Raw genomic sequence first — 24,990 nt, 5'->3', positions numbered from 1 at the left:
TGCGCTTCAACCCGGCTGGTCTGACGCAAGAAAAGCTTTCACATCGGACGTATAAGGCATTGGTGCGACAGCGCCGAACCCCTGTGTCGACAGGGCAGCAGCAGCATTTGCAAAATGCGCGGCGGCGAACGGGTCGCGGCTTTCCACGAAATGCGCCAGAAAGGCGCCGTCAAACGTATCCCCGGCCCCGGTCGCGTCCACCGCTTTGACCTTGCGGCCCGCAATCAGCCGGCTTTCCGTTGCGGTCCCTACCAGGGTTCCTTTTGGCCCCAGCGTCAGGGCAACGATTTTCGCGCCAAGTGCAAGATAGAAGTCAACAATCTCTTCCGGCTCTGACAGGCCGGTCAGAAGTATTGCGTCATCAAGGCCGGGCAGCGCGACATCGCTTTGCGCGACGGCGGCGTGAATAATGGCTCTGGCACGGGCGACGGGCCAGAGTTTTGGCCGCAAATTCGTGTCATAGGACACCAGCCCGCCCGCCTTTTTGACCATCTCGATTGCGGCGAACCCGGTATCGGCAGCGCTGTCGGAAATGCCCTGGCTGATGCCGGAGAGATGCAGGATTTTGGTACTGCGAAGCGCTGCGGCCGGCAGATCCCCGGGCGTCATGAGGCTGCTCGCCGATCCGGCACGAAAATAGCTGAAATCGTGGCCCTGTTCGCCATGAGTTACAAAATAAATCCCGGTCGGCGCATCCGGCACCTGAACCACATTGGATGTATCAACGCTTTCGGAGATCCAAAGCGCCATAAAACTGTCACCGAAGGCATCGCGGCCAATATGGCTGACATAGCCCACGCGCGCACCCTGACGTGCGGCAGCAATGGCGCAATTGGAAGTGTCGCCACCATGGCCGGGCAGATACATGCCGTCGGGCTGCTGATTGAATTCAAGCATCGGTTCGCCAAGGCACAGGATATCAGGGGTCATAAGGATCTCATCTGGAGGATTCGTCGGCGTTTCCGATGCGCGTCATAAACCATTGCCGCGCAAAAATCGACACCTGGGGTAGATTACCGCCGCTTGCCGGAAATGGCGATGACAGCAACAATGATGACGCCGGTAAGGATCAGCCGGTAGCCTGCGCTGAGGCCGAGGGTGTTGAGCATGGTGACGAGCAGAAACATGAACAGGGCTGCGCCCCACAGGCCCGGCAGATTGGCAAAGCCGCCGGCAACAGAGGTGCCGCCAATGACCACAACGGCGATGGACATCAGCAGATATTCGGCGCCCATATTAAGCGCTGCGCCGCCGGAAAATCCGGCCAGAAAGAAGCCGCAGACAGCAGCCAGAACCGCGCTGAGCAGATAGGTCAGAAACCGGGTGCGCTGCACCGGAACGCCGGCCAGACCGGCAGCCTGCGAATTCTGGCCGACGGCCAGAATGGATCTGCCGAAATAAGTGCGGTGCAGAACGACATGCATGATGATGGTCAGAACCAGAACCGCTATCGCAAGAGTTGGCACCCCATAGATTTTGGCGGTGGCAAAATCTGCCAGCGCTTCCGGCGGCTTCACCCGCAATCCGCGATTGTACCAGATTGCGGTCGACTGAAATAGAAAGCTGGAGGACAGGGTTGCGATAATCGGCGGGATGCGCAGCAGCAAAATCAGCGCGAAATTGATGGTGCCGATAACAAGACCGATTGCAATCACAATCAGGAATCCAGGAAGCAGCATGGCCTCAGATCCGGCCATGACTTTCATTGCAACGGTGCTTGCCAGGGTCATGCAGGCGGGGATCGACAGATCGACATTGCCCGGTCCCAGAGTGATGACGAACATCTGGCCAATGGCGACGAGAACAAAAAACGTCCCGAACGAGGCCGCAGCGGACAACACTTCCATTCCCGGGGCCAGACCGGACAGGGCGGCAATCACCAGCCAGATCGAGACGGTACCGATCCAGGCCCAGATCCAAGGTCTGTCGGTCGCGCTCACGAGCGCCGGTCCGATCTGTCGATCAGCACCCGCAGTGCCAGAACAAGGATCAATATCGCCCCTTGCGCGCCAATCTGCCAGTCCGGATTGAGCCGCAGAAATGACAGGAAGGACCCGGCCAGCGCCAGGGTGATGGCACCGATCACCGCGCCGATTGGCGAGACCCGGCCGCCGACAAATTCGCCGCCGCCCAAAATGACCCCGGCAATGCTCAGCAGCGTATAGCGCAGCGCGATATTGGCATCGGCGGATGTGGTGAGACCGACCAGCGCCATGCCCGACAGCACACCGAAAAACCCGGCCAGAGCAAACATGCTGACCTTGACCTTGAGCAGCGACCATCCGGCGCGCTCGACCGATTGCGGATTGCCGCCGGCACCGCGCAGAACCACACCGGCGGCAGAACGCATCAGACCGAAATGCACGACCAGCCCGAGAACAACCGAGGCAATAATGGGAAATGGCACATAAGCCGGTTTCAGGGTCATCAGCGTTCTGATCCACTCCGGAGCCTTGCCGCCGGGTGTCGGCAGGATCAGAACGGCAATGCCCATCCAGACGAAGGACATGCCAAGGGTGACGACAATGGACGGCAGGTTGCGCAAATGAATCAGCGCGCCCAGCAAAGCGTAGGCAAGCACACAGCCGGCCAGTGCCAGAACACCCAGTACCGGCGTGTCATACAGCCAGGTGGCAGTGATGCAGGCGGTCAGGCTGACAAAGGCACCCAATGACAGATCGAGATCATTGACGCACAGAATGAACATCTGCGCGATGGTCGCCAGCGCGATCGGGACCGCCAGATTGAGCAGCAGGTTGAGCCCGAAATAGCTCATGGTGCGGGGCTGCAGATAGAAAATCGCCGCCAGAAGTGCCGCTAGCGACAGGGCTGGCAGCAGAGTGCGCATGGCGTTGGCTGTCAGAAATCTGGACATCAGGCTGCGCTCGCCGCTTCAAAGGAGGCATTGAGAATTCCAGCTTCCGTGACCTCATGGCGGGGCAGTTCGGCCACGGCCAGCCCGTCGCGAAAAACGTAGACATAGTCGCAATGTTTCAACTCATCCATTTCCGTTGTGTACCAGACAAAAGTCCGACCGTTCTCCGCTTCCTGCTTCAGGATCGCGTAAACATCCTGCTTGGTGCCGATATCGACGCCGCGCATCGGATCATCCATCAGCACAATAGGCGCAGGCGATCCGAGAGCGCGGGCGAACAGCACCTTTTGCTGATTGCCGCCGGACAGGGAGAGAATATTGTTGGATAAATCATCGGTGCGGATGCCAAGGCGCTTCTGCCATTGCCGGGAAATGTCAAGTTCCCGGTCCGGGTCAATCAGCCCGTTTCGGACCATAAAGCGGGCCGACGCTATCGAGATGTTTTTCTCAATCGACCAGCCCGGGAAAATCCCTGCGGCCTGCCGGTCGCCGGCCACGAAAGCTGCCTGATGTTCGATCTCGACGCCGTTCCTGCTGCCATGCGAGGCCGCAAAAATCTGCACCAGCTTTTCGGTCTGGCCCTGCCCGGCGATGCCGGCAAAGCCGACAATCTCGCCTTTGAAAACATTGAGCTGAATTCCGTCAGTGGCAGCAATGCGAACCACTGCTTCACCGCTGGCGCGGGCTTTGACGGCAGACTCCTCTCTGGCGTCTTCGGCCAGCACCGAGCCCATTTCGCGGACCAGCCGGGCGCGGTTGAAATTGGCGGTGTCATCATTGGCCACTACAGTGCCGTCGCGCATCACCACAATCCGATCCGATGTTTCCAGCACTTCGCGCAGCATGTGCGAAATCAGAATGACGCTGCCGCCCTGCCCGGTGAATTTCTTCACAAAGGCCAACAACTGATCTGCCGAACTCTTGTCGAGAGACGATGTCGGCTCGTCGAGAATGACCAGACGCACCGTTTCATCCAGAGATGAAAAGGCGCGTGAAATTTCCACCATCTGGCGGCGCGCAATAGTCAGCTCACCAACAATATCGTCGCCCTTGATACGGTTGCCGGGAAAAATCTCGTCGAGCCAGAAGCGGATCAGAGCGGATGCGCGCCTGCGCCAGCCAAACCCGCGAATTTGCGGATGTGAAATGCGGGCGTTTTCCGCGACGCTCAAATTGGGGCACAAAGACAGTTCCTGAAACACGCAGCGCAGGCCGAAGCGGTTGGCTTCGCTGACATTGTAGCGCGCGCTTACGACTGTCCCGCCAAACCGGATGTCTCCGCTATCGGGTGCCAGAACCCCGGACAGGACATTCATCAAAGTGGATTTGCCGGCCCCATTGTGGCCGACCAGTCCTATGCATTCGCCGGATCTGACAACCAGATTGGCGTTTCGCAGAGCATTCACGGCGCCGAAAGATTTTTCAACGCCGTGAAGCTCAACGACGGGGAGATCGTCGTTTGTCATTCAGCAAAGCCTGTCGCTGAAATTGCAGTTACATCGCGCCGGATACGACGTCCTGTGCCTCTTCCTGGCTATATTCAACATTGGCAACACCGCCCTCCTGGGTGGTCTTGAGGCTTTCTTCAAGGGTTTCCTGCGAGATCGACAGGAACGGCACAGTCAGGTCTTTCGGCACTTCCTTGCCATCCAGAATCTGCTGGGCAACCCAGAATGCCAGAGTTGAGACGCCAGGGGCAATCGACACCGACATGGTCTGATAGCCATTGGCGTCTTTCTGTTCTTTCCACCAGCTCAGCTCGTCGTAGCGATTGCCCATGATGATGATCGGCATGTCACGGCCGGCTGCCTTGAAGGCCTGCGCCGCGCCATAGCCATCGCCGCCCTGGGTCACAACACCCTTGATATCGGACAGACTTGGCAAAATGCCGGCAACGGCCTTTTGGGCGACGTCCTGGGCCCAGTCGCCATGAACCGATCCTGCGATGGAGAATTGCGAGTTTTCGGCGACACCTTGATGGATACCGCTTGAAATCTCGTCATCGACGAAAACCCCGGCGAGGCCCCGGATTTCCAGCAGATTGCCACCGTCAGGCACACGTTCCGCCAGATATTCGACCTGAATTTTACCCATCTGCTTGAAGTCGACAGCAATACGCCAGGCACAGGGTTCGGTGACGATGCCGTCAAACGAAACCACCACAACTCCGGCGTCGCAGGCTTCTTTCACCGCTCCGTTCAGACCTTCCGGGGACGCGGCATTGATAACGATGGCGTCATAGCCCTGCAGGATCAGATTCTGGATCTGGGCAGCTTGTTCGGTAACCTGGTTTTCTGCCGTGGTAAAAGCATCCGCAGCGGCAACCACGCCGTCCGCAACCGCCTTGCCGGTTACTGTTTCCCAACTGGTCAGCATGGCCTGGCGCCAGGAATTCCCGGCATAATTATTTGACAAGGCAATGCGTTTGTCTGTGGTTTCTGCGAATGCAGGCATTGCAGCCGTGCTGAGAAGAAAGGCAAGCGCCGCACCAGCGGCTGTCACATTAGTGAGTTTCATTAGTTCCTCCATGGACAAATGTTGCGAGCCGTTTTCGGCTTCTTGTTCGTGAGTAGATTTCTTCACCACCACCATATTCTGGTGGTCTCAATCAAACATCTTCCGCCAAACGTCTTCCGCGAATTTCCTGCGGCATGAGGTTTGAGCTTACTGTAATGAATTACAGGCAAGCAAGGTCAATGGTCAGCGTGGTTCGGGCGAATTCAGCTTCGTAAATGCACGGCTCAACTTGCGGGTCTCCGCAAACCGAGAAGAATCTTCACACTCCAACCTTGTCGAGCCAGGCTTTGTACCGTTCCTCATCGATCGCCAGTCCTTCGGCATTCAACAGACCGCGTGACATGGCTACCGCCACTGCCCGGGTGCGCGAATTGAAGGCCGGCCCGATTTCGCTGGTGACGGGCGTGGGATCAATGCCCATTTTGTCATACAGGCTTTTCAGACGGCTCTGGACCCCGCGCGTGGAAATGGAGCGGCGCGCAGCAATCACCTTGTCGGTCATGCCCAGGGCAATATCGCGCAGCACTTCGAATTCCGCATCACTGAGCCCTTCGTGAATATTCTGGCTGCGCTGCTGAACGCCGCGCACTTCGCGGTCAACGACGCACTGATCTTCCTGAAAAACCCCCTGTACCGCCAGTTCAAGCCGGTGCTCGGAGGCGGTCTTCAGCAGATAGCCGTAGACCGCATCGGGCGGAACAATCCGCGAAATGCCGCGCACATAGGCCTCATCAGCATAATTCGACCAGAACAGAATGCGCATCGTCGGATGATGATTCCAGATCACACTTGCAGCCGCGACACCACTGGCCTTGGGCATCTGCAAATCCATGACGACGCCGCCAATCACCTCGCGCTCCATGAAGTCCAGAGCTTCTTCACCGTTGACGGCCTCGAAAATCGTGCCGCATTCGGGGAGCGCCCGGGAGACGATGGTGCGCAGAAACGATCTGTGAAACGGATCATCTTCAGCTATCAACAGGTTCATCGGAACTCCTGCGTTGGACATCCGCATCGGGATCAGCGCCCGGCGCGGCGGATGGATTGGGAACAGTCAGACGGACAATCGTCAAGCCCTGATTGCGCTCAAAAGCAATTCTGCCGGAAATCAGGGCGGCACGGACGCGCATATTGTCGATGCCCCTTGTCGAGCGGTCCCAACCCTCCGGCGGTGCCTTGCCGTCATTGGAAACCGTCACATCTATGGCATCGGACCGGCCTGCAATGGCAACTGAAATCTGACCGCAACGGCTGTGCCGGACTGCATTGTTGATGGCTTCCTGACAAACCCGGAACACCGATGTGCGCAGCATTTCCGGGGCCTGGTCGAGGGCACCGCCGGTTTCGTCCGTAACTGTGTAGACGACAGCGGGTATTGCGCCCTCCACCGCCTGCTGAAGCTGTGCTTCAATTGCCTGCTGCAGGCCAAACAGATCGAGTACGCCGGGTTTCGCGTTTTCGATGATCCGGCGCAACTCCGCCATACATTTGCCGATGGCATCGCCAAGACCGGCGAATTCGGCCGAGGGGATTTGGCTGCGCCGCGCCAGGGTCTTGACCTGCCGGTAAATCCGCGACAGATCGCCCAGTGTCTGGTCGTGCAATTCCATGCCAAGACGCTTGCGCTGATATTCCATACCTTCGGTGAGACGCAGCGCGCCAGAGCGCAGCGCCTCTTCGCGGCCGCGGGCCGAACCTTCGGACAAGGCAAGCTTGCGCGCCCGCTCGCCCATCGACAGCGCGTAAAAATACGGTGAAATCAGATCTGCGATATTTTTCGCGACAGCCAGGTCGGGCTCACCATAGGCATTCTTCTGGTGGCTCGAAATATTCAGCGAGCCATGCAGCCTGCCATGCACCAGCAATGGCACATGGATGCGGGAATGCAGGTCGGCCTCAAAAATCGGTGCTGAAAAATGTCCGTGAATGTGAAAGACCGGGTCCTCCCAGGCATCGCCAGACAGGATATAATCGAGATCACCGGTCAGCAGATCGCGGATCGGGCTTTCGCTGATAGGACGGACTCCATCATCGACACCCCACTTTGTTGCCACGCCAACTTCAACAGACACATGACAGTCAGCATTGTCCGGCGAGATGATAACCACATCCATATGGTCATAGGGCACCATCTTCTGGACTTCACCGGCGATCTGGTGCAGCACGGCCTTGAAATCCATCTGCCCGGCGACAGCGCGGGAAATAGCCAGATAGTGCTCCAGAGTGTGGTCGATCTTGCCGTGCATCCTTCGGTTCCTATCGGCTATCTGCATTCTCTCATGCGACCGGGGTTCCCATTCACGGTCCGTAGGAAAGTGTCCAGCAAATCATATTATGATCGATCGGGAAATCGACGGCTGCGGGCTTCAACTTCAGTTTCCCGCGCAGCCTGTCACGGATTTCCGCATTCATTGTGTTTATTTGCGCATGACATGTCGCCGCGCCCACCTTTTTTTGCAGCGCGGGTCGATTTATCGAAATAAGGGCAGAATATACAGGGGCCACACCATGCCAGATCACACTATGTCAGATCACACTATGTCAGATCATATTGTCATTCACGATCCGCGGTTCCGCAATCTGATGGTGCCCGATGCGCCGCTGGAGCGCATTCACAGCGGCATGCTGTGGGCTGAAGGGCCGGTGTATTTTCCCCATGGCGACTATTTTCTGTGGAGCGATATTCCCAACAATCAGGTGCTGCAATGGATCCGCGGCTGCGGCGTGCGCCTGTATGACAGTGACGCCAATAACAGCAATGGCCACACTCGTGACCGCGAGGGGCGGCTGATCAGTTGCGAACATCTGACCCGCCGCGTCACACGCACGGAACATGATGGCAGCCTGACGGTGATCGCCGACAGCCATGGCGGCAAGCGGCTGAACTCGCCAAATGACGCTGTCGTCAAATCCGATGGCTCGATCTGGTTTACTGATCCGTCCTATGGAATCATCAGCGATTATGAGGGCAAAATCGCCGCACAGGAGCAGGATGGCTGCCATGTGTTCTGCGTTGATCCCGACAGCGGCGAGACCCGGATCGTGGCCGATGATTTTGTCAAACCCAACGGGCTGGCATTTTCGCCTGACGAATCCGTGCTTTACATCGCGGATTCCGGCCGGTCGCACGATGCGGAAGCGCCGCATCACATTCGCGCTTTTGCCTGTCATGGCGAGACGCTGTCCGGCGGCGATGTGCTGATCGATATCGAACAGGGCGTGCCGGATGGTCTGCGCATCGATGTTGGCGGGAACATCTGGACCAGCAGCGCCATTGGCGTGGAGTGTTTTGACAGTGGCGGCGCGCCGCTGGGTGCAATTCTGGTGCCCGAAACCGTGGCCAATCTCAGCTTTGGCGGGCGCGATGGCCGGCAAATGGTGATCACGGCGACAACCTCGGTCTATGCCATTTCCGTTGCGACCACAGGTGCCGGCAGTTAGAGACATTGCAAGTTTCAGCCGGTGCCGCAGGGCAGACTATGGTTCAATCGGCGAGTTGCCGCATAACCGAGAATAACTGGTTTTTGGCTTCAAAGCCGATGCCCGGAATGTCCGGCAGGCCGACATAGCCGTTTTCAACCTCAATCCCGTCGGCAAATCCGCAGAAGGGCTTGAACACATGCGGGTAGGATTCATTGCCACCCAGATGCAGTCCGGCCGCCATGTTAAGCGACATCTGGTGGCCGCCATGGGGCACAACACGCCGCGACGACCAGCCCATCTCGTCCAGCACTTCCAATGTCCGCAGATATTCGACCAGTCCATAACTCAAGGCGCAATCGAACTGCAACCAGTCGCGGTCAGGCCGCATGCCGCCATAACGCAGCAGATTGCGTGCGTCCTGATGGGAAAACAGGTTTTCGCCGGTTGCGATCGGGCGGGAATAGGCCTCGGCGAGGCGGGCCTGGATTTCAAAATCCAGCGGATCGCCGGCTTCCTCGTACCAGAACAGATTGTAGTCAGCCATCGCCTCGGCATAAAGCAGCGCGGTGTCCAGATCGAACCGCCCATTGGCATCGACACACAGATTGCCCTCTCCGGCCACTTCAAGCGCCGCTTCGATGCGGGCCAGATCGGCATCCAGTGACGCGCCGCCGATCTTCATCTTGACGACATCGTAGCCCATGTCCTTATAGCCCTTCAGCTCGTTCTGCAGCGCCGAATTATCCTTTCCCGGATAGTAATAGCCACCGGCTGCATAGACCCAGACCCGGTCGTCGGCCTGGCCGTTTCGATAGCGGTCAGCCAGCACCTGATAGAGCGGCTTGTCCTCGATTTTCGCCACCGCATCCCAGACCGCCATGTCGATGGTGCCGACGGCAACAGAGCGCTCACCATGGCCGCCCGGCTTTTCATTCTGCATCAGACAGTCCCAGATTTTGAATGGATCAAGGTTGGTTGCGTCATCGCGGATCAGATCATCCGCTGCCGCCGCCTCCAGCCTGGGCAGGAAGCGCTCGCGCATCAGGCCGCCAGCGGCGTAGCGCCCGTTGGAGTTGAAACCATAGCCGATAATTGGTTTGCCGCCGCGCATCTGGTCCGTTACCACCGCCACGACCGAACAGTTCATTTTTGAAAAGTCGATATAGGCGTTGGAGATTTCCGAGGCGATTGAGGCGGTCATTTCGCGGATTTCAACAATTTTCATTAGGCGCCAGTCCTGTTTCGATTCGCTGAATGATAACGGCCACGCCGGATGCGGCAAAGCGTCTTCTCAGCGGTGAAATAGTGTTACGCGGAACGGAAAAATAAGGCGGAAGGTTTTTCAGCTTTTTCAGTCTCTTACCACCATCACGGAACAGTTTGCATGGCGCACGACTTTGGCTGCGTTGGGACCAAGCAGATAATCGCTGAGTTCGGGGCGGTGCGAGGCCATGACAATCAGATCGGCATCGACCCTTTTTGCGATTGTGAGGATCTGATCGTAAATCGCTCCATGCGCTACAATATGTTGAACATTCAGGCCCTGCAGGGCGGCCTTTTCGGTGTAAGCGTGCAACTTTTCGCGGACGGTCTCGGTCACTTGTCTGGAAAAGCCATGAGGAAACAGCGTTGCGGTGAAGCTGTCCAGCGGAGCGACAACAGTCATGACGTGCAGCACTGCATCACAGGCAGCGGCGATCTGCCTGGCGGACCGCATGGCTTTGTCGCTGCAGGCAGGATGGTCAAGATCGACAGGGACGAGGAGATGATTATACACCTTACGGCCCCGCTTTCCGGCGTCTGCGTGACAATTGTCGGAACATGAGAAGGCCGAGCAAGACGTAGGCCGGAAGGTAAAACCATTCCTTCGCCGCACGTGCGTTGGGCTTGTTCAATTCCAACACCTGCCAGTCAAAATCGACACCCCATTTCTGCGCCGGGCTGTTGAAGGCCACATTGTCTACATAAAGCCCGCCATCCTGGAAACGCATATCCATGCCGGTGGCATCCCGCAACCGGTTCGCGCCGGACGCGCCTGACGGTCCCAGAGCGATGGCGACAAGGCGTTGGACCCTATCACCGCTGAAATTTTCGCCATTCATGGACATCTGGATCTGCGCATTATCCGGAGCGGTTTCGACCACGGCATAGATGGTGTCCGGATTCACCGGCTGAAACGGTGGCTGCACCCTGTCGAGCCAGAATCCCGGACGCAGCAGCGACAGTGCAATCACGATCAGAAGGGCGCTTTCCAGCCGGTAGCTTTTAACCAGAAAATACCCTTGCGTCGCGGCCCCGAAAATGCACATGGCGATTGTGGCTGAAACAATAATCAGCGCGGCAGACCACCAGTGTTCGACGCCGATCAACAGCATTTCCGGGTTCAGGACAAAGATAAAAGGCAGGATCGCAGTGCGTAGCGAATAATAAAATGCCTGCACACTGGTTTTCATCGGATCGGAACGGGCCACTGCCGCCCCGGCAAAGCTGTCGACTGCCACCGGCGGAGTCGTGCCCGACATCAGTCCGAAATAAAAGACAAACAGATGTACCGCAAAAAGCGGGATCACCAGACCGTTCTGTGCCGCGATGGTCACCAGCGGCTGCGCCATAATGCTGGCCACGACAATGTAGTTAGCCGTGGTCGGCAGGCCCATGCCCAGCACAACGCACATGATCGCGGTGAACAGCAGCATCATCATCACGTTGCCGCCCGATACAGCGTTAATGATCTCGGTCATCAGCAGCCCGAGCCCGGTCAACGAAACCACGCCGACAATGATACCTGCTGCGGCCATTGCCACTGCGATGCCCACCATATTACGCGAACCGGCAATGAAGCCGTCGATCAGATCGCCGAACCCTTCGCGAAACTCCGCGCCAAAACCGGCGGTTTTTTGACCGCGGAACCACGCCGTGACGGGTTTTTGGGTCAGCATGATCGCGACCATGACGATGATTGCCCAGGATACCGCCAGCCCAGGCGACAGGCGCTGAACCATCAGGCACCAGATCAGCACACCTATGGGCAGCGCAAAATGCAACCCGGCCATCAGCGTAGGCTTGAGTTCGGGAATCGTCACCAGAGGCGCGTCCGGGTCATCGATCTCAAGCTCGGGGTAGTGCGCCGCAATGCTGAGAAGCCAGATATAAAGCGCGACCAGCAACACCGCAGCAAGCGGCACGGCAAATACGCCTGCAGCCATGCGCAGTCCGATGGCCACGGCATAGACAATCCCCGCAACCAGCGCGACGGCTCCAAAACCGAAAAGGAAATTCCAGATGATGCGCAACAGCGAGCTTTCGCGAAGTTTGGCCAGCACCGGCATATCCGCTTTTACCGCTTCCAGATGGACGATGTAGAACAGGCCGATATAGCTGACGATGGCCGGTACAAAAGCATGCACGACCACCTGGTAATAGGAGATACCGACAAATTCGGTCATCAGGAACGCAGCTGCTCCCATCACCGGCGGCATGATCTGCCCGTTGATTGAGGCCGACACCTCAATCGCGGCGGCCTTCTCGGCGGAAAAGCCGATCCGCTTCATCAAGGGAATTGTGAAGGTGCCGGTGGTCACGACGTTGGCGATGGCCGACCCGGAAATGAGGCCGGTCAGGCCAGAGGACACCACAGCTGCCTTGGCCGGTCCTCCGCGCAGATGGCCCAGCATCGAGAATGACAGTTTGATGAAGAAATTGCCCGCGCCGCCCTTGTCCAGCAGCGCACCGAACAAAACGAAGAGGAAAATAAAACTGTTTGAAACCCCCAGCGGCAGGCCGAAGATTCCCTCGGTTGTCAGCCACATATGATCGACATAGCGGTTCAGCGAAAAGCCGCGATGCGAGATCAAATCAGGCAACATCGGACCGACAAAGACGTAGAGAGAGAAAATTGCGGCGACGATGACCAGAGACGGGCCAAGCACGCGCCGCGTGATTTCCATCACCAGAATGATCCCCAGGACCGAGACAATGGTTTCAGCGGAGGTCCGCAGACCGCCGGCGTTCTCGACCACATCCCGGTAGAATACAAGGATATAGAGCGAGCATCCTGCCGCAAAGATCGCAAGAAACCAGTCGTAAAGCGGGATGTATTTGCGGGGCGCAGCAAGAAATGCCGGAAATGTCAGAAAACCCAGAAACAGGGCAAAGGCAAGGTGGATCGACCGCTGCTGGCTGTCGTCGATCAGACCGAATCCCGTGACGAAGGGCAAGGGAGAGGCCATGTAGAGCTGATAAAGCGGCCACAGCAGCGCAACACCAAGAACGACTTTTCGCGCCAGCCCGGACGCGTCACGCGCGCCGGTATCGTTCTCGGCGATGAGATCCTCAAGTTTTTGCTGATGCGTTTCTTCGGCCATCTGCACTCACTCGAGATGAAATTCGGACGCTTCTGTCCTGAAATGCGCCCGAACCTTGTGTTGCTGCATTCATTCCAACAGGCCGACTTCGCGGAAATACCGCTCGGCGCCCGGATGGAACGGAATGGACCGGCCATTATTGACCATCCCCTCGCGCGTGAGACCGACATAGAGCGTCGATTGCGCCTTGAAATCCTCAAAATTGTCAAACACGGATTTAACCAGATTATAGATCACCTCCTCCTCCGTGTCAGCAGAGGCGACGAGCGTGGCTGCAAGACCCCATGTCATGACTTCCTCAGGCTGACCGCGATAGGTTTCCGCCGGGATCACCGATCTGGCGTAATAGGGAAATTCCGCGATCATGGCCTCGATGGTGTCGTCATACCAGGCGAGAACCGCTGCATCACAGGTGTTGGTCGCCTCAGTGATCGTAGAAGCGGTGATGCCTGTGGTATAGAAGAAGGCGTCGATCTTGCCGTCACACAGTGCCTGTGCCTGCTCTCGCGAGGTCAGGCGGGTGGCCTGCCCGAAAAAATCCTCAGGCGTCGTGCCGTAGCGCGACATCGCAAAGGTCATGCTGGCTTCGGTGCCGGAACCGGCATTGCCGATATTCACCGTCTTGCCTTCCAGTTCGGAGAAGCTGCTCAGACCCGCATCCGCACGCCCGACCAAATGCGCCGTATCCAGATGCAGCGAGAACAGGAAACGCAAGTCTTTGTTGGCACCATCATCTTCGAATTTCGACGTGCCGCGATAGGAATGGTATTGCCAGTCGGACTGCACGATGCCAACGTCCATTTCACCGGACTGAATGGATTTCAGGTTGGCTACCGAGCCGCCGGTCGATTCAACCGTGCAGCGGATGTTATGGCCGAGATTTTTGCGGTTCTTGTTCAGAACGTTGCAGATAAAACCGCCCGTCGGGTAATAGCCACCGCCAATGCCAGCGGTGCCGATATTGACGAATTTGCGCTCCTGTGCGGCGGCACCGCTGGCAAGGGTCGCAGCAAGGCACGCAGCACCCGCAAGTTTCAAGATGTTGCTCATAGTACACTCCCTGTTCGGTTCGATTGAATTGGGTTGGACGGGGTTCATGCGCCCCGTCTGAGAAAGGCGGCGACTTCTTTCTGAGTCGTTTGAATATGATCACGCAGCTTGTGGACAGCGGTGGCGGCGTCCTCGTTTTCGCAGGCGTCGAGGATTTCGTCATGTTCGCGCATAGGGCGCTCAAGCCCGGTTGCCTCAGACACCAGCAGCCTGAGATATTGCCCCAGTTTTTCCTGCAGATCGTTGATCATCCGCAGCAACTGCGCGTTGCCACACGGCTCGTAAAGCATGTGGTGGAATTTGGCATTCATGTCGCTCCACTCCGCAGCTTCGGTGCGTTGCGCGTAGTCAGACAGCAGTTTGCGCATTTCGCGCAGGTCGGCGTCGATCATATGGGGCACCGCAAGTTCCAGCGCGCGGCATTCCAGTGCGATCCGGATATCCATCAGCTGGAGAATCTCGGTTACCGTGTAATGGCGCACGGTTGCACCCTTATTGCGTTCAAAGGTGACGAGGTTTTCAACCTCAAGCCGCTGCAGCGCCTCGCGCACAGGGATCTTGCTGACACCAAAACGTTTGGCAATCTCGTCCTGCCGCAGCGGAGAACCGGACTTGACTTTTCCGGAGAGAATCAATGCGCGGAGGTCTTCGTAGATCGGGTCTGCAGCATTGGACGTCATATCGGCTCCCCATTGGACCGCAGTTTTCGGATTTCATCCTTGCAAATAGTATACGATCATGTCAACAACGAATACGAATTTTTCGACAAGCCCGTATGTTTTGCCTTCAGACTCAAGGAGTTTGCGTCGATGAAAGCATCGTCCACCATTGTCATTGGAACCGGTATCGTCGGAATTGCCACGGCCTATTATCTGGCGCGCAAATACGGACAGAGCGACATCACCCTGGTCGACCGTGATCAGCCAATGGCTTTCACTTCCGCGCAGTCCGGTGAGAACTATCGCAACTGGTGGCCGCATCCGGCGATGGTGGCGTTCTCAGACCGTAGCATCGACCTGATGGAAGAGATCGCCCGCGACAGCGACAACTGCATCAATATGAACCGACGCGGCTACGCTCTTGCCACGCGGGAGAAGAATATCGATGCGCTGGTCGCGCAGCTGCATGATGGGTTGAAAGAGCGCGCAGGAGAGCTTTTGCGCTACCATGCCGATGCGGCCGCCGGCAGCTATCCGCCCTTCGACAAGCCGCATTGGGAGGGCGTCCCGGATGGCGTAGATATCCTGCAGAATCAGGCGCTGATCCGCAACCGGTTTCCCAGTTATGATCCCGAGGTCCGGACGATCATCCATATCCGGCGCGGGGGCGACATCAGCGGCCAGCAGTTGGGCATGTATATGCTCGACTATTTGCGTGACATTGGCGTGCAGCGCGTCACAGGTGAGGTCCGTACGATCACGACGGGGGATGGCTTCCGGGTCGAACTCGAGACCTCAAATGGCATCGTTACCCTTGCTGCGGATCGGGTGGTGAACGCCGCAGGCCCGTTTGCCGGCGATATCGCAAAGATGATGGGCGTTGATCTGCCGGTCTACAATACGTTCCAGCAGAAAATCGCATTTGAGGATCGTGAAGCCGCCATTCCCCGCGCTATGCCATTTTCCATCGACCTCGACGGGCAAAAAATCGACTGGACGGAAGAAGAGCGTCAGATGCTGCTTGAAGACCCGGATTTCGCGTGGCTGGCAGAGGCCATGCCCGGTGCCATCCACTGCCGTCCCGATGGCGGAGACAAAGGCAAATGGATCAAGCTTGGTTGGGCCTATAACGAAACCCCGGCCACTGCGACATGGCAGCCGCAGTTGGACGATAATTTTCCCGATATCGTGTTGCGTGGTGCGTCGCGGCTCAATCCGGCGCTTAAAGCCTATTACGGACGGTTGCCCCGCAATATGCACCATTATGGCGGCTGGTACACGATGACCGGCGAGAACTGGCCGCTGATCGGTCCGATGGGGCCGGAAGGCGCATTCATGAACTGCGCCCTTTCCGGATTCGGCACGATGGCCGCCGGCGCTGCCGGAGAGCTTTGCGCCGCAACGATCGCCGGTGCCGAGCTACCGGACTATGCCAGCGGATTTTCCCTGGAACGCTACAAGGATACCGCATTGATGGAGACGCTGCGCAGCGCCAGCAAGGGGGTTCTGTAATGCAGACCGTTCTGCTTGTCGGCGCAGGCCGCTGCCGGGCGTTCGCGGAAAGTGATCCAAGGCCCCCGGCGAACGCGTTTCCGCCCCTTGAAAAAACCGACTCGGAGGCAAAGGTCGGGATCAGCAGATGGATTGGGTTGCAGAATTCCGGTTCAGCAGTTCAAGGCCGGCCGAGATGGTGATCGCTGCGCTGTCTGTGACTGTCAGCCCCAGTTCGGCTGACAGCGCCGCCGCGACCGCAGCGCCGCGCAGATTGGTGCACATGATGAAAATCACGTCCGGCCGTGCGGCTGCCACTTTACGCACCATGGTTGCGATCGCCTGCGGCGACAGATCGGCAAAATCACTGCTGAGCGCGCCGCCATGGTTCTCAGAGGCGTCGCAGGAATATCCCATAGCACGATAATTCTCAACGATCTGGGCGTGCACATCGTCCGTATAGGGCGTCACCAGCCCAAGCCGAAACTTGGGCTCGGGCCTGAGCAGGCGGTTCATGGCCAGCACGCAGCTTGTTGTCCGGATTCCGGTGGCGGCCTCGACCGCGTCGCAGAAGGCGCGGTCATGCTCTGGGCCCAGCCAGCTTGCTGACGTCCCGCCCCAGACGATTGCATCAACTTTTGCGTCTGCCAGAAGTTTTGCCGCCTCAACATGGCGCTGCAGCGCAAACTGCGCCCTTGATCCGCGATCCAGCGCCACATCAATCACCTCAAGACGCGAAAAATGCGCCGTCACACCGGTGCCCACAAGCATTTGTGCAGCCAGGGGCTCCACCACGGTGTTGGACGAAGGCAGCACGATACCGAGGCGCTTGCCGGACAGGTCAGATGTTTTGGATACTGGTATTTCGGATTTTGGCATTCTCAGATGATCGAGCGGCGCGATGAAATGCCGCCATCAACGGTAAAGATCGTGCCGGACGTGTAGCCCGAGCGAAAGGATGCAAGGAACACGATCAGATCCGAGATTTCATGCTTGTGGGCCGGGCGTGACAGTGGATAGGATTTTTCCAGTTCGGTATATCTGCTCTCGTCACCCAGATCGGAGGCGGCGCGTTTCTTCAGCATGTTATAAATACGGTCGGTGTTGACCGGCCCCGGATTGATCCCCATCACGCGGATATTGTCGTCAAGACTGTGCCCACCAAGCGCGCGCGTAAAGGCCATCAGGCTGGCATTGCCGGACGTGCCGGCGATGTATTTGGGATCGAACACCTCGCCGCCATTGCCGATGTTGTTGAGGATCACACCGCCGCCCGCCTGTTTCATTTTCGCATAGAACAGCCGGCACAAATTGATGTAACCAAAGACCTTAAGGTCCCAGCCCTTGCGCCAGGCGGCCTCGTCCACATCCCACAGGCTGCCGCTTGGAATGGCTCCGGCGTTGTTAACCAGAATATCGACTGGCCCAACGGCCTCCGACAGGGTCTCTGCCGCGCCCGGTTCGCTCAGATCAATGGGATGAAGCGCCACGGTGACGTCGAATTTCTCTTCGATGCGCTGCTTCAGTGCGGCCAGCTTTTCCGCGCTGCGGGCAGTAAGATGCAGATCAACACCCTCCTGCGCGAATGTCTCGGCCAGGTGCTCTCCAATCCCCATGGATGCACCGGTGATAAGAACGGTCTTGCCGCTGAGTTTCAGATCCATATCGCTCTCCTAGATTGATCTCGTCCACGCGGGACAGGTAAGATTGTATTCCCCATCCGCGCCGCTCATAGTCGAAGGTTCCGGGCCAGCCGAACGACGTCACTTCCCAGAATGGCAACGTGTTCGCGCATCGCAGCAGTAGCAGCCCCCTCGTCGCGCTGCTGAATCGCGCTTGCGATCCGTGCGTGTTCGGCAATCGCCGTTTGCTGGCGGCCCGGGTTGAAAGTGACAAACCGCCGATAGGGCGACAACCTGCGGTCCAGAAGGACGATCTGATCCTCCAGAACATGATTGCCGGCGGCACTCCATATCATGCTGTGGAATTGGATATTGGCATTGAAATAACTTTCGGCTGTGCCGGTCCGAGCCTGATCTTCGCAAAATTCATGGCGTTCAGCGATCATGGCAATTTCGATGTCGCTGGCCCGCAGGCAAACAAGACGCGCCGCGGTGGCCTCCATTTCGGCGACAACTTCAAAAAGCTCGATAACTTCCGAGACAGTGGGCTTGTTCACCGTGGCACCGATGCGGGGCTGGATACGAACGAGGCCGACATAGGCCAGCGAACGCAATGCCTCGCGCACCGGCGTGCGAGAAGCATTCAGGCGCGCCGCAAGGACTTCTTCATCCAGCTTGTCACCGGGCAACAGCTTGCCTTCAACAATATCCCTTTCGATCTGAATGCTGAGAGATTCAGAGAGGGTCATGTCGGTTTTTGTCGCAGACTGGTTCATTTTGCGCGGATGCCTGTATTTTGGGCCGTGTATTCTAGGTTGTGTATTTTGGGCCCTGTATTCTGGGCCCTGTATTCTGGACGAAGCGGCGTTGATCATTCGGGCGAGTGTGGTGCTGCGCGATCAACGCTTTTTTCATGTATACATGATGTTCTAATTAATTTATATATATTAAAACAAGATGTCGACAGTAAAAGGGCTCCATCCGAATTTGGCCCGAAACCGAAACGACACATCGGGTCGTACTCGGCCCCTGACGGTCCGAGCTCCGGCCTACGTCCAACATGGAGATAGGCAAAATGAAAATCCGACTTGCACTCAGTGCCCTCGCAATGGTTTGCTCTGCGAGCATCGCGACGGCCCAGAGCTTCCCCGACGGTCCCATCACATGGGTTGTCAACTGGCCAGCCGGTGGCGGACAGGACACCACCAGCCGGCTGGTTGCAGAAGGCTTGAGCTCAGAACTTGGCGTGGCGATTGCCGTGGAGAATTACGACGGCGCGGGCGGTCTTGCCGGTATGCGCGTTCTCGCCGATGCAGACCCTGACGGTTACACCATCGGCATGCTGGGCTCGTCCAGCGTGATCCAGCAATATACCACCGACGCCCCGGTGATGATGGATCAGCTGTCGGTTATCTCGTTCTTTGGGCCGGACCCCGGCGCGCTGACCGTCGGCGGTGAAACCGACTTTGACAGCCTGGAAACCTATGTCGCCAAGGCCAAAGAGGCACCCGCCAGTGTGATCAACGGCAATGACCCGCCAGGCGGCGCATCGTTCATTTCGGCTGCTATCATGGAAACAGCGCTGGGGCTGGAACTGAACAAGATTCCCTATAAAGGCTATGCGCCAACTGTGACCGCCTTGCTGAGCGGCGAAGTCCAAAGTGCCACCGTACCGGTGCCACAGGTTCTTGAACATCAAGCCAGCGGCGCTGTTCGCATCCTGGGTGTGATGGCCGCCGAACGGCATTTTCTGGCACCTGACATTCCCACCTTTGCCGAGCAGGGCTTCGATGTCGTGGCCGGCGATTTTCGCGCAATTGTAGGCCCGGCCGGAATTCCTGATGACCGTCTGGAAATCCTGTCGAAGGCACTTGTCGCGGTTCTGTCGTCGCCGGAGTTTGTCAAAAAGGCCAACGCCGCAGGCTATATGATCGAGCCGCTGGGTGCCGAGGCCGCAGCGGCGCGGATCGCGACATTTGACACGCAGGTATATCCGGTGCTGGAGGCAGCGGGCCTTGTCACCAATCCCCGCAAATAAGGCACCCGACACGGTGCCCGAACAAAGTCACGAGGTCTTTCGCGATCTCGTGACAGGGTGTCTGTCGGTTGGCGCAGCCAGCCTTCTGGCCATCAGCCATTTCGGCCAGGGCGGGCGTCTGCACGCCGACTATGGCTCAGAGCCGGGCCCTGCCCTCCTGCCAGAACTTCTGCTGGCGGTGCTGGGAACCGCGGGGGTCGTGTTGATCCTGCGCGGCGCGCTGTCGCGCCGCGCAGGATCAACCAAACGGGCGGCCTTGATAGCGCGGTCCGCGGTGATGGCGATAGTGCCGATCAGCAAAGCCAGCCTCGCTGGGCATTTTTCGTTCTTGGCATCACGATCGCCTTTGGTCTTCTTCAGGCGGTGTTTGGCTTTGGCATTGCAGCTGCCGCATTGGGCGCAGTGCTGTGCGCCACACTGGCCATGCGTGAAGGCAGGCCGCTGCTGCGATCTGCCGCCGAGGGTGTCGCCGTTGCTGCCGTGCTCTACGGCATCTTCCGGTATGTGTTGTCGGTCCCGTTGACCTGAATTTTTCAATCCAAGGGCATCCGCAATGCTGGACGTGTTTTTCGCCGTTTTACTGGATCCTCTGGCACTCGGGCTGTGTCTGGCTGGCGTGGTCGCCGGCCTGGTGTTCGGCGCAGTCCCCGGGGTCAGCTCCACGATGGCGCTGGCGGTGATGCTGCCTTTGACCTACGGCATGACACCCGAGCACGCGATGATGCTGATGCTCGGAGTTTTCTTTTCCAGTGTTTATGCAGGGTCGGTGTCGGCGATTTTGCTCAACATCCCCGGCACACCCGGCGCGATGATGACGCTGCTTGACGGTCATCCCATGGCACAACAGGGCCGTGCCGGTCACGCCATGAGCTACGCGCTGATTGCCTCAATCGCAGGCGGGCTATTCGGCTGGGTTTTCCTGACGCTGACAGCCCCGGTGATTGCACAATATGCGCTTAAATTCGGCAGCCCCGAATATGCCGCTGTGGTATTCTTCGGGCTGGCTCTGGTCGCTTATGCGTCGTCAGGCGACACCTTGCGCGGCGTTGTGGCAGGTGTGCTGGGGCTGATGCTGGGGGTCGTCGGGCGCGATGCCGTCACCGACGTGCCGAGATTCACATTCGGCATTCCCAACCTTGAAAGCGGGATCGACATTATCCCGCTGGCCATCGGTCTGTTCGGCATCAGTGAAGCTTTGGCGGCGATTGAAAAAACGCCTCCGAAACTCAAGCCCGTGGCGATGCCATTAGGTGGATTGATGCCGCCCTGGCGCGAACTCATCCGCGAAGCGCCAGCCGCCTTGCGTAGTTCATCAGTCGGCGCCTTCGTCGGTGCCATTCCGGCCGCCGGTTCAGCTGTGGCCGTCGCTGTTGCCTATTCCATCGAAAAGCGCCTGTCGCGCAATCCCGAGAAATTCGGCACGGGGTTGCCGCGCGGCGTCGTCGCCCCGGAGGCGGCCAACAATGCCTGTGTCGGGGGCGCATTGATCCCGATGATGACGCTTGGCATACCCGGCGACAGCATCACCGCGGTGCTGATCGGGGTCCTGTTGCTGCACGGATTGCGTCCGGGGCCAATGCTGTTTGCAAATCAGCCGGAATTCGTCCTGACGATCTATGTCGCCCTGATGTTTGCCATCATCCTGACGGCGGTCGTTGCCGGGACGCTCGGTATCCGGCTTTACAACCGCGTCCTGCAACTGCCCCGGCGCATGCTGTTTACCGGGGTCATTTTATTATGTCTGCTTGGCTCATTTGCCGTGCGCAATTCCTTTTTTGATGTCTGGGTGGCGGTACTGTCAGGCGGATTGGGCTACGCATTGGTCAGGCTCGGCGTGCCGATCCTGCCACTTGCGTTTGGCGTTGTCCTTGGCCCGATCCTCGAAGAGAACCTGCGCCGGACCCTGATGATCCACAAGGACTGGAGCGTGTTTTTCGAGCGACCGATCAGCCTGACATTGATCGTCATCGCTCTGGCTGTTCTGTTCGGTCCGGTCTTAACGTCGCTGGTCCGGCTACTGCGCCGGAGGCTTCGCTGAGGCTTTCAACGAAATTGTTTATCGCCCGCGAAAGATGGAGAAACTGATTCCGGAAATTCTTGCAATCGCATGATCTTCTGGAGCTTTTTAAGTTTGGCGCGCATTTGTTGCGAATGGTGGCAGGCGGTTCGAAGCCGCCTAGGGCGGCATTGAGCTTCAAAGGCGAGCACCGTTTTGCCTGTCGAAAATGTGCAGGCGCTCTTCACGCACGGTAAACGATGCTTGATCTGCCCGCTTCATATCGCGATAGACTTCATGGTCAACGACGGCTTTGAACGCTGAGCCATTTTCCGCTCTCAAATGAATGATAGCGCGGACGCCCAGCAGTTCAGATAGTTGAACCTGTCCTGTGATCGCGTTCTCGCCCGGCGCGGCGGGCATTAAATCGTCCGGTCTGACGCCAATTTCGACCTGCTGCCCCGAGCGGATTTGCGGGAAGCCTTTGAAAGTCCCGATCCCGGTTTCTATTTCTCCATTTGCCACGCCGACCCCATCGAAAAAATTCATCGCCGGGCTACCGATAAACCCTGCCACCATGCGACTGGCCGGGCGGAAGAACACTTCTTCGGGCGTACCCTGTTGTTCGATCAGTCCCTGGTTCATGATCACGATCTTGTCGGCCATGGTCATGGCCTCTTCCTGATCATGGGTGACATAGATGGTCGTCGCTTTGAGACGTTTATGAAGACCCAGAATCTCAGCCCGGGTTTCGACCCGCAGTTTCGCATCGAGGTTTGACAGTGGCTCATCAAAGAGAAACAGCTTGGGCTGGCGGACAATCGCGCGTCCGATGGCGACACGCTGCTGCTGGCCTCCCGAAAGTGCACCTGGTTTGCGGCCAAGCAACGCGGTGATGTCCAGCAATTCAGCGGCATTGTGAACGGCGGTGCGAATGTCGGCAGCGGGCATGTTCTTAGCCTTCAGGCCAAAACTCATATTCTGTTCGACGGTCATTGTCGGATAAAGCGCATAGTTCTGAAAGACCATCGCAATATCGCGCTCACGGGGCTCCAGCGCGGTAACGTCCCGCCCGTCAATGAAGATTTGCCCACTGCTGATCGGCTCCAGCCCTGCCAACAGGCGCAACGTCGTGGATTTTCCGCAACCGGAAGGCCCGACCAAAACGGTAAACTGATGATGCTCGATATCGAGGTCGATACCCTTGAGAATCTCGAAATCGCCAAATTGCTTTTTCACGAAAATCAGTGAAACGTAGCTCATGTAAAACCCTAATATTTGACCGCGCCACCGCCAATGCCGCGGACCAGATGCTTTTGAATGAAGAATGACAGGATAAGGACTGGAATGACTGCGATCAGGATGGCAACTGCCATCTTGCCCATATCCACACCCCGGAATGTCCAATAGCCCGCAATCGCAACAGGCAGTGTGCGGCTTTCGCCACCGGTCAAAAGCAGCGCGTAGAACAAATCGTTCCAGGACAGGACAAACCCGAATACGCCGGCAGCGCCGATTCCCGGCCGCACTGCGGGCAGGATGACTTTGCGGAAGGCCTGAAAGCGCGTGTAGCCATCAACCATTGCCTGATTTTCAAGATCCCTGGGCACCTCATCAAAAAAGCCGATCAGGAACCACGTGACCACAGGCACGACGAATGACAGGTGGGCGGCGATGACTCCGGCCAGAGAGTCAATCATCTGCAAGTGATACAAGACCAGGAAAAACGGTAGTATGAGGATTGCTGGCGGCATCATCTCCGCTGCAAGTATGGCGTATCGCGCGCCTTGGTAGCCGCGAAAGCGGGAAAACGCATAAGCAGCCGGACAGCCGACCAACAGTGAAATGGCGACGGTTGCAAATGCCACGACAAACGAATTCAAAATGTTGCCCGGTACGTCCGACTGCAGCAGAACATTGTTCCAATTGTCACCTGTAGGGGGGAAAAGCCAGACATCCGGTTTGCCACCTAACGAGGCGGGCTTGATGGATTCCAGAAAAACCCAGACAAATGGGAACAGCACCACCACAAGCGCCAGAGCAATCGCCATGAATGCAGCAATCCGGGCCGGGCGCGTTGAAAAACTAAACATCGTTTTGCGCTTTGCTGCTGCCCCTGGTTGCTCTTACAAGTGCGATGACGAGCACGAGAATAACGCCAATAAGCATGAAGGCTGCGGCCGCCGCCTCCCCCATACGGAAAAATCGAAAGCCTGCCTGGTAGATGTAATACATGATGGTCTCTGTGGCATCGCCGGGACCGCCACGGGTAATCGCGAACACATATTCAAATACTTTGAAGGCGTCGAGCGCCCGGATTATGATCGCAACGGTGATCACGGGGCGCAGCATCGGCAAGGTGATCGCACGAAAGGTCAGCCAAGCGCTTGCGCCATCGATCCGAGCTGCCTCGAAGGGTGATTTTGGCAGCGATTCCAGGCCGGCCAGAAACATCAACACCATGAAAGGCGTCCACTGCCACACATCAATCAGAATGATTGAAAAAAGTGCCAGTTGCGGGCCAAACCAATCGATACTTATCCCGATTACGCCAAGATAGTGGGAGATCACGCCAAGTTCCGAGTTCAACAGGAAGCGAAACATCAGGCCAACGGCAATTGGCGTTATGAACATAGGCGCCAATAAAGTTGAGCGGATAAAATTCTGATAACGAACCAGCCGTTGCAGCAGAATTGCCAGGCCAAGGCCCAGGACCAGTTCCAGAGTGACCGCCCCTATCACAAATGTGATGGTGTTGCCCATTGCATTCAGGAAACCGGGATCTGTCGCAATGAAGGTGTAATTATCGAAGCCGACCCAGCGCACATCGTTGAGGCGTGTGAGGCGGTAATCATGCAGCGAAATCCAGGCCGAAAAGGCCACCGGATATAGCATCACAGCCGACAGAACGAGGGCCAGCGGCAGGACTAAACGGTGTTTCAACTGCATCAAGGC

23 protein-coding genes are annotated in these 24,990 nt (G+C 57.6%); 5 read left to right on the top strand and 18 right to left on the bottom strand.

Going from position 1 to position 24,990, the window contains the following annotated elements; all coding sequences use genetic code 11:
* Positions 1-6 precede the first annotated feature (6 nt).
* The 7 genes from RAL88_RS19045 to RAL88_RS19015 all read right to left on the bottom strand — a co-directional run bounded on the left by RAL88_RS19045 (position 7) and on the right by RAL88_RS19015 (position 7,638).
* On the bottom strand, positions 7-930 hold the full coding sequence (locus tag RAL88_RS19045) for a sugar kinase (protein WP_306265608.1): 924 nt from the start codon (positions 928-930) through the stop codon (positions 7-9).
* An 83-nt stretch (positions 931-1,013) separates the two neighbouring features.
* Positions 1,014-1,940: an ABC transporter permease gene (locus RAL88_RS19040; protein ID WP_306265607.1), complete on the bottom strand. Its 927-nt coding sequence runs from the start codon at positions 1,938-1,940 to the stop codon at positions 1,014-1,016.
* A complete protein-coding gene (locus RAL88_RS19035) occupies positions 1,937-2,875 on the bottom strand; it encodes an ABC transporter permease (protein WP_306265606.1) in 939 nt (312 codons plus the stop codon). Before RAL88_RS19035 ends, RAL88_RS19040 begins: the two co-directional genes overlap by 4 nt.
* Positions 2,875-4,341 (bottom strand): sugar ABC transporter ATP-binding protein, encoded by a 1,467-nt coding sequence (locus RAL88_RS19030; protein WP_306265605.1) that lies wholly within the window; start codon positions 4,339-4,341, stop codon positions 2,875-2,877. The genes RAL88_RS19035 and RAL88_RS19030 overlap by 1 nt, the downstream gene beginning before the upstream one ends.
* A gap of 28 nt (positions 4,342-4,369) precedes the next feature.
* A complete protein-coding gene (locus RAL88_RS19025) occupies positions 4,370-5,392 on the bottom strand; it encodes an ABC transporter substrate-binding protein (protein ID WP_306265604.1) in 1,023 nt (340 codons plus the stop codon).
* A gap of 259 nt (positions 5,393-5,651) precedes the next feature.
* Complete coding sequence (locus RAL88_RS19020; RefSeq protein WP_306265603.1) at positions 5,652-6,380, bottom strand: response regulator transcription factor; 729 nt, start codon at positions 6,378-6,380, stop codon at positions 5,652-5,654.
* On the bottom strand, positions 6,361-7,638 hold the full coding sequence (locus tag RAL88_RS19015) for a GAF domain-containing protein (protein WP_306265602.1): 1,278 nt from the start codon (positions 7,636-7,638) through the stop codon (positions 6,361-6,363). Before RAL88_RS19015 ends, RAL88_RS19020 begins: the two co-directional genes overlap by 20 nt.
* A 262-nt stretch (positions 7,639-7,900) precedes the next feature.
* On the opposite strand from RAL88_RS19015, the gene RAL88_RS19010 reads away from it, so the two are divergent.
* The gene (locus RAL88_RS19010) at positions 7,901-8,833 is read left to right on the top strand and encodes an SMP-30/gluconolactonase/LRE family protein (RefSeq protein ID WP_371932120.1); all 933 of its coding nucleotides are present in this window, start codon (positions 7,901-7,903) and stop codon (positions 8,831-8,833) included.
* Positions 8,834-8,876: 43 nt separating this feature from the next.
* Here the strand turns inward: RAL88_RS19010 and RAL88_RS19005 are convergent, their stop codons facing one another.
* From RAL88_RS19005 to RAL88_RS18985, 5 genes are all read right to left on the bottom strand, one after another.
* Positions 8,877-10,040, bottom strand: a complete 1,164-nt coding sequence (locus RAL88_RS19005; protein WP_306265601.1) for a mandelate racemase/muconate lactonizing enzyme family protein — start codon at positions 10,038-10,040, stop codon at positions 8,877-8,879.
* A gap of 126 nt (positions 10,041-10,166) precedes the next feature.
* Positions 10,167-10,592: a universal stress protein gene (locus RAL88_RS19000; RefSeq protein WP_306265600.1), complete on the bottom strand. Its 426-nt coding sequence runs from the start codon at positions 10,590-10,592 to the stop codon at positions 10,167-10,169.
* Position 10,593: 1 nt separating this feature from the next.
* The gene (locus RAL88_RS18995) at positions 10,594-13,179 is read right to left on the bottom strand and encodes a TRAP transporter permease (protein ID WP_306265599.1); all 2,586 of its coding nucleotides are present in this window, start codon (positions 13,177-13,179) and stop codon (positions 10,594-10,596) included.
* 69 nt (positions 13,180-13,248) lie between these two features.
* Entirely contained in the window at positions 13,249-14,229 is a 981-nt protein-coding gene (locus RAL88_RS18990) for a TAXI family TRAP transporter solute-binding subunit (protein ID WP_306265598.1), read from the bottom strand.
* 44 nt (positions 14,230-14,273) lie between these two features.
* Positions 14,274-14,909: a GntR family transcriptional regulator gene (locus RAL88_RS18985; RefSeq protein WP_306265597.1), complete on the bottom strand. Its 636-nt coding sequence runs from the start codon at positions 14,907-14,909 to the stop codon at positions 14,274-14,276.
* Between the two features lie 129 nt (positions 14,910-15,038).
* Here RAL88_RS18985 and RAL88_RS18980 point away from each other — a divergent pair, with 129 nt between their 5' ends.
* Complete coding sequence (locus RAL88_RS18980) at positions 15,039-16,400, top strand: FAD-binding oxidoreductase (RefSeq protein ID WP_306265596.1); 1,362 nt, start codon at positions 15,039-15,041, stop codon at positions 16,398-16,400.
* A gap of 120 nt (positions 16,401-16,520) precedes the next feature.
* Here the strand turns inward: RAL88_RS18980 and RAL88_RS18975 are convergent, their stop codons facing one another.
* From RAL88_RS18975 to RAL88_RS18965, 3 genes are all read right to left on the bottom strand, one after another.
* Positions 16,521-17,258, bottom strand: a complete 738-nt coding sequence (locus tag RAL88_RS18975) for an aspartate/glutamate racemase family protein (protein WP_306265595.1) — start codon at positions 17,256-17,258, stop codon at positions 16,521-16,523.
* 2 nt (positions 17,259-17,260) lie between these two features.
* A complete protein-coding gene (locus tag RAL88_RS18970; protein WP_306265594.1) occupies positions 17,261-18,043 on the bottom strand; it encodes an SDR family oxidoreductase in 783 nt (260 codons plus the stop codon).
* A gap of 65 nt (positions 18,044-18,108) precedes the next feature.
* Positions 18,109-18,777, bottom strand: a complete 669-nt coding sequence (locus tag RAL88_RS18965) for a GntR family transcriptional regulator (protein WP_306265593.1) — start codon at positions 18,775-18,777, stop codon at positions 18,109-18,111.
* Positions 18,778-19,076: 299 nt separating this feature from the next.
* Between RAL88_RS18965 and RAL88_RS18960 the strand changes: the two genes are divergently transcribed.
* The 3 genes from RAL88_RS18960 to RAL88_RS18950 are packed head-to-tail and all read left to right on the top strand — an operon-like array spanning position 19,077 to position 22,077.
* Positions 19,077-20,039: a tripartite tricarboxylate transporter substrate binding protein gene (locus RAL88_RS18960; protein WP_306265592.1), complete on the top strand. Its 963-nt coding sequence runs from the start codon at positions 19,077-19,079 to the stop codon at positions 20,037-20,039.
* Positions 20,040-20,096: 57 nt separating this feature from the next.
* The gene (locus RAL88_RS18955) at positions 20,097-20,567 is read left to right on the top strand and encodes a tripartite tricarboxylate transporter TctB family protein (protein ID WP_306265591.1); all 471 of its coding nucleotides are present in this window, start codon (positions 20,097-20,099) and stop codon (positions 20,565-20,567) included.
* 25 nt (positions 20,568-20,592) lie between these two features.
* Entirely contained in the window at positions 20,593-22,077 is a 1,485-nt protein-coding gene (locus RAL88_RS18950) for a tripartite tricarboxylate transporter permease (protein WP_306265590.1), read from the top strand.
* A gap of 156 nt (positions 22,078-22,233) precedes the next feature.
* Here the strand turns inward: RAL88_RS18950 and RAL88_RS18945 are convergent, their stop codons facing one another.
* Genes RAL88_RS18945 through RAL88_RS18935 form a run of 3 tightly spaced genes read right to left on the bottom strand, consistent with a single transcriptional unit; the run spans position 22,234 to position 24,984 of the window.
* Positions 22,234-23,298, bottom strand: a complete 1,065-nt coding sequence (locus RAL88_RS18945) for an ABC transporter ATP-binding protein (protein ID WP_306265589.1) — start codon at positions 23,296-23,298, stop codon at positions 22,234-22,236.
* A gap of 8 nt (positions 23,299-23,306) precedes the next feature.
* Positions 23,307-24,128, bottom strand: coding sequence for a carbohydrate ABC transporter permease (locus RAL88_RS18940; protein ID WP_306265587.1), 822 nt, complete (start codon positions 24,126-24,128; stop codon positions 23,307-23,309).
* Positions 24,121-24,984 carry a carbohydrate ABC transporter permease gene (locus RAL88_RS18935; RefSeq protein ID WP_306265586.1) on the bottom strand — a complete coding sequence of 288 codons (864 nt, stop codon included), beginning with the start codon at positions 24,982-24,984 and terminating at the stop codon, positions 24,121-24,123. The genes RAL88_RS18940 and RAL88_RS18935 overlap by 8 nt, the downstream gene beginning before the upstream one ends.
* Positions 24,985-24,990: the final 6 nt, after the last annotated feature.

Source organism: Pararhizobium sp. IMCC3301, assembly GCF_030758315.1.
Classification (GTDB): domain Bacteria; phylum Pseudomonadota; class Alphaproteobacteria; order Rhizobiales.
This window is presented reverse-complemented; position numbering and strand designations above follow the sequence as displayed.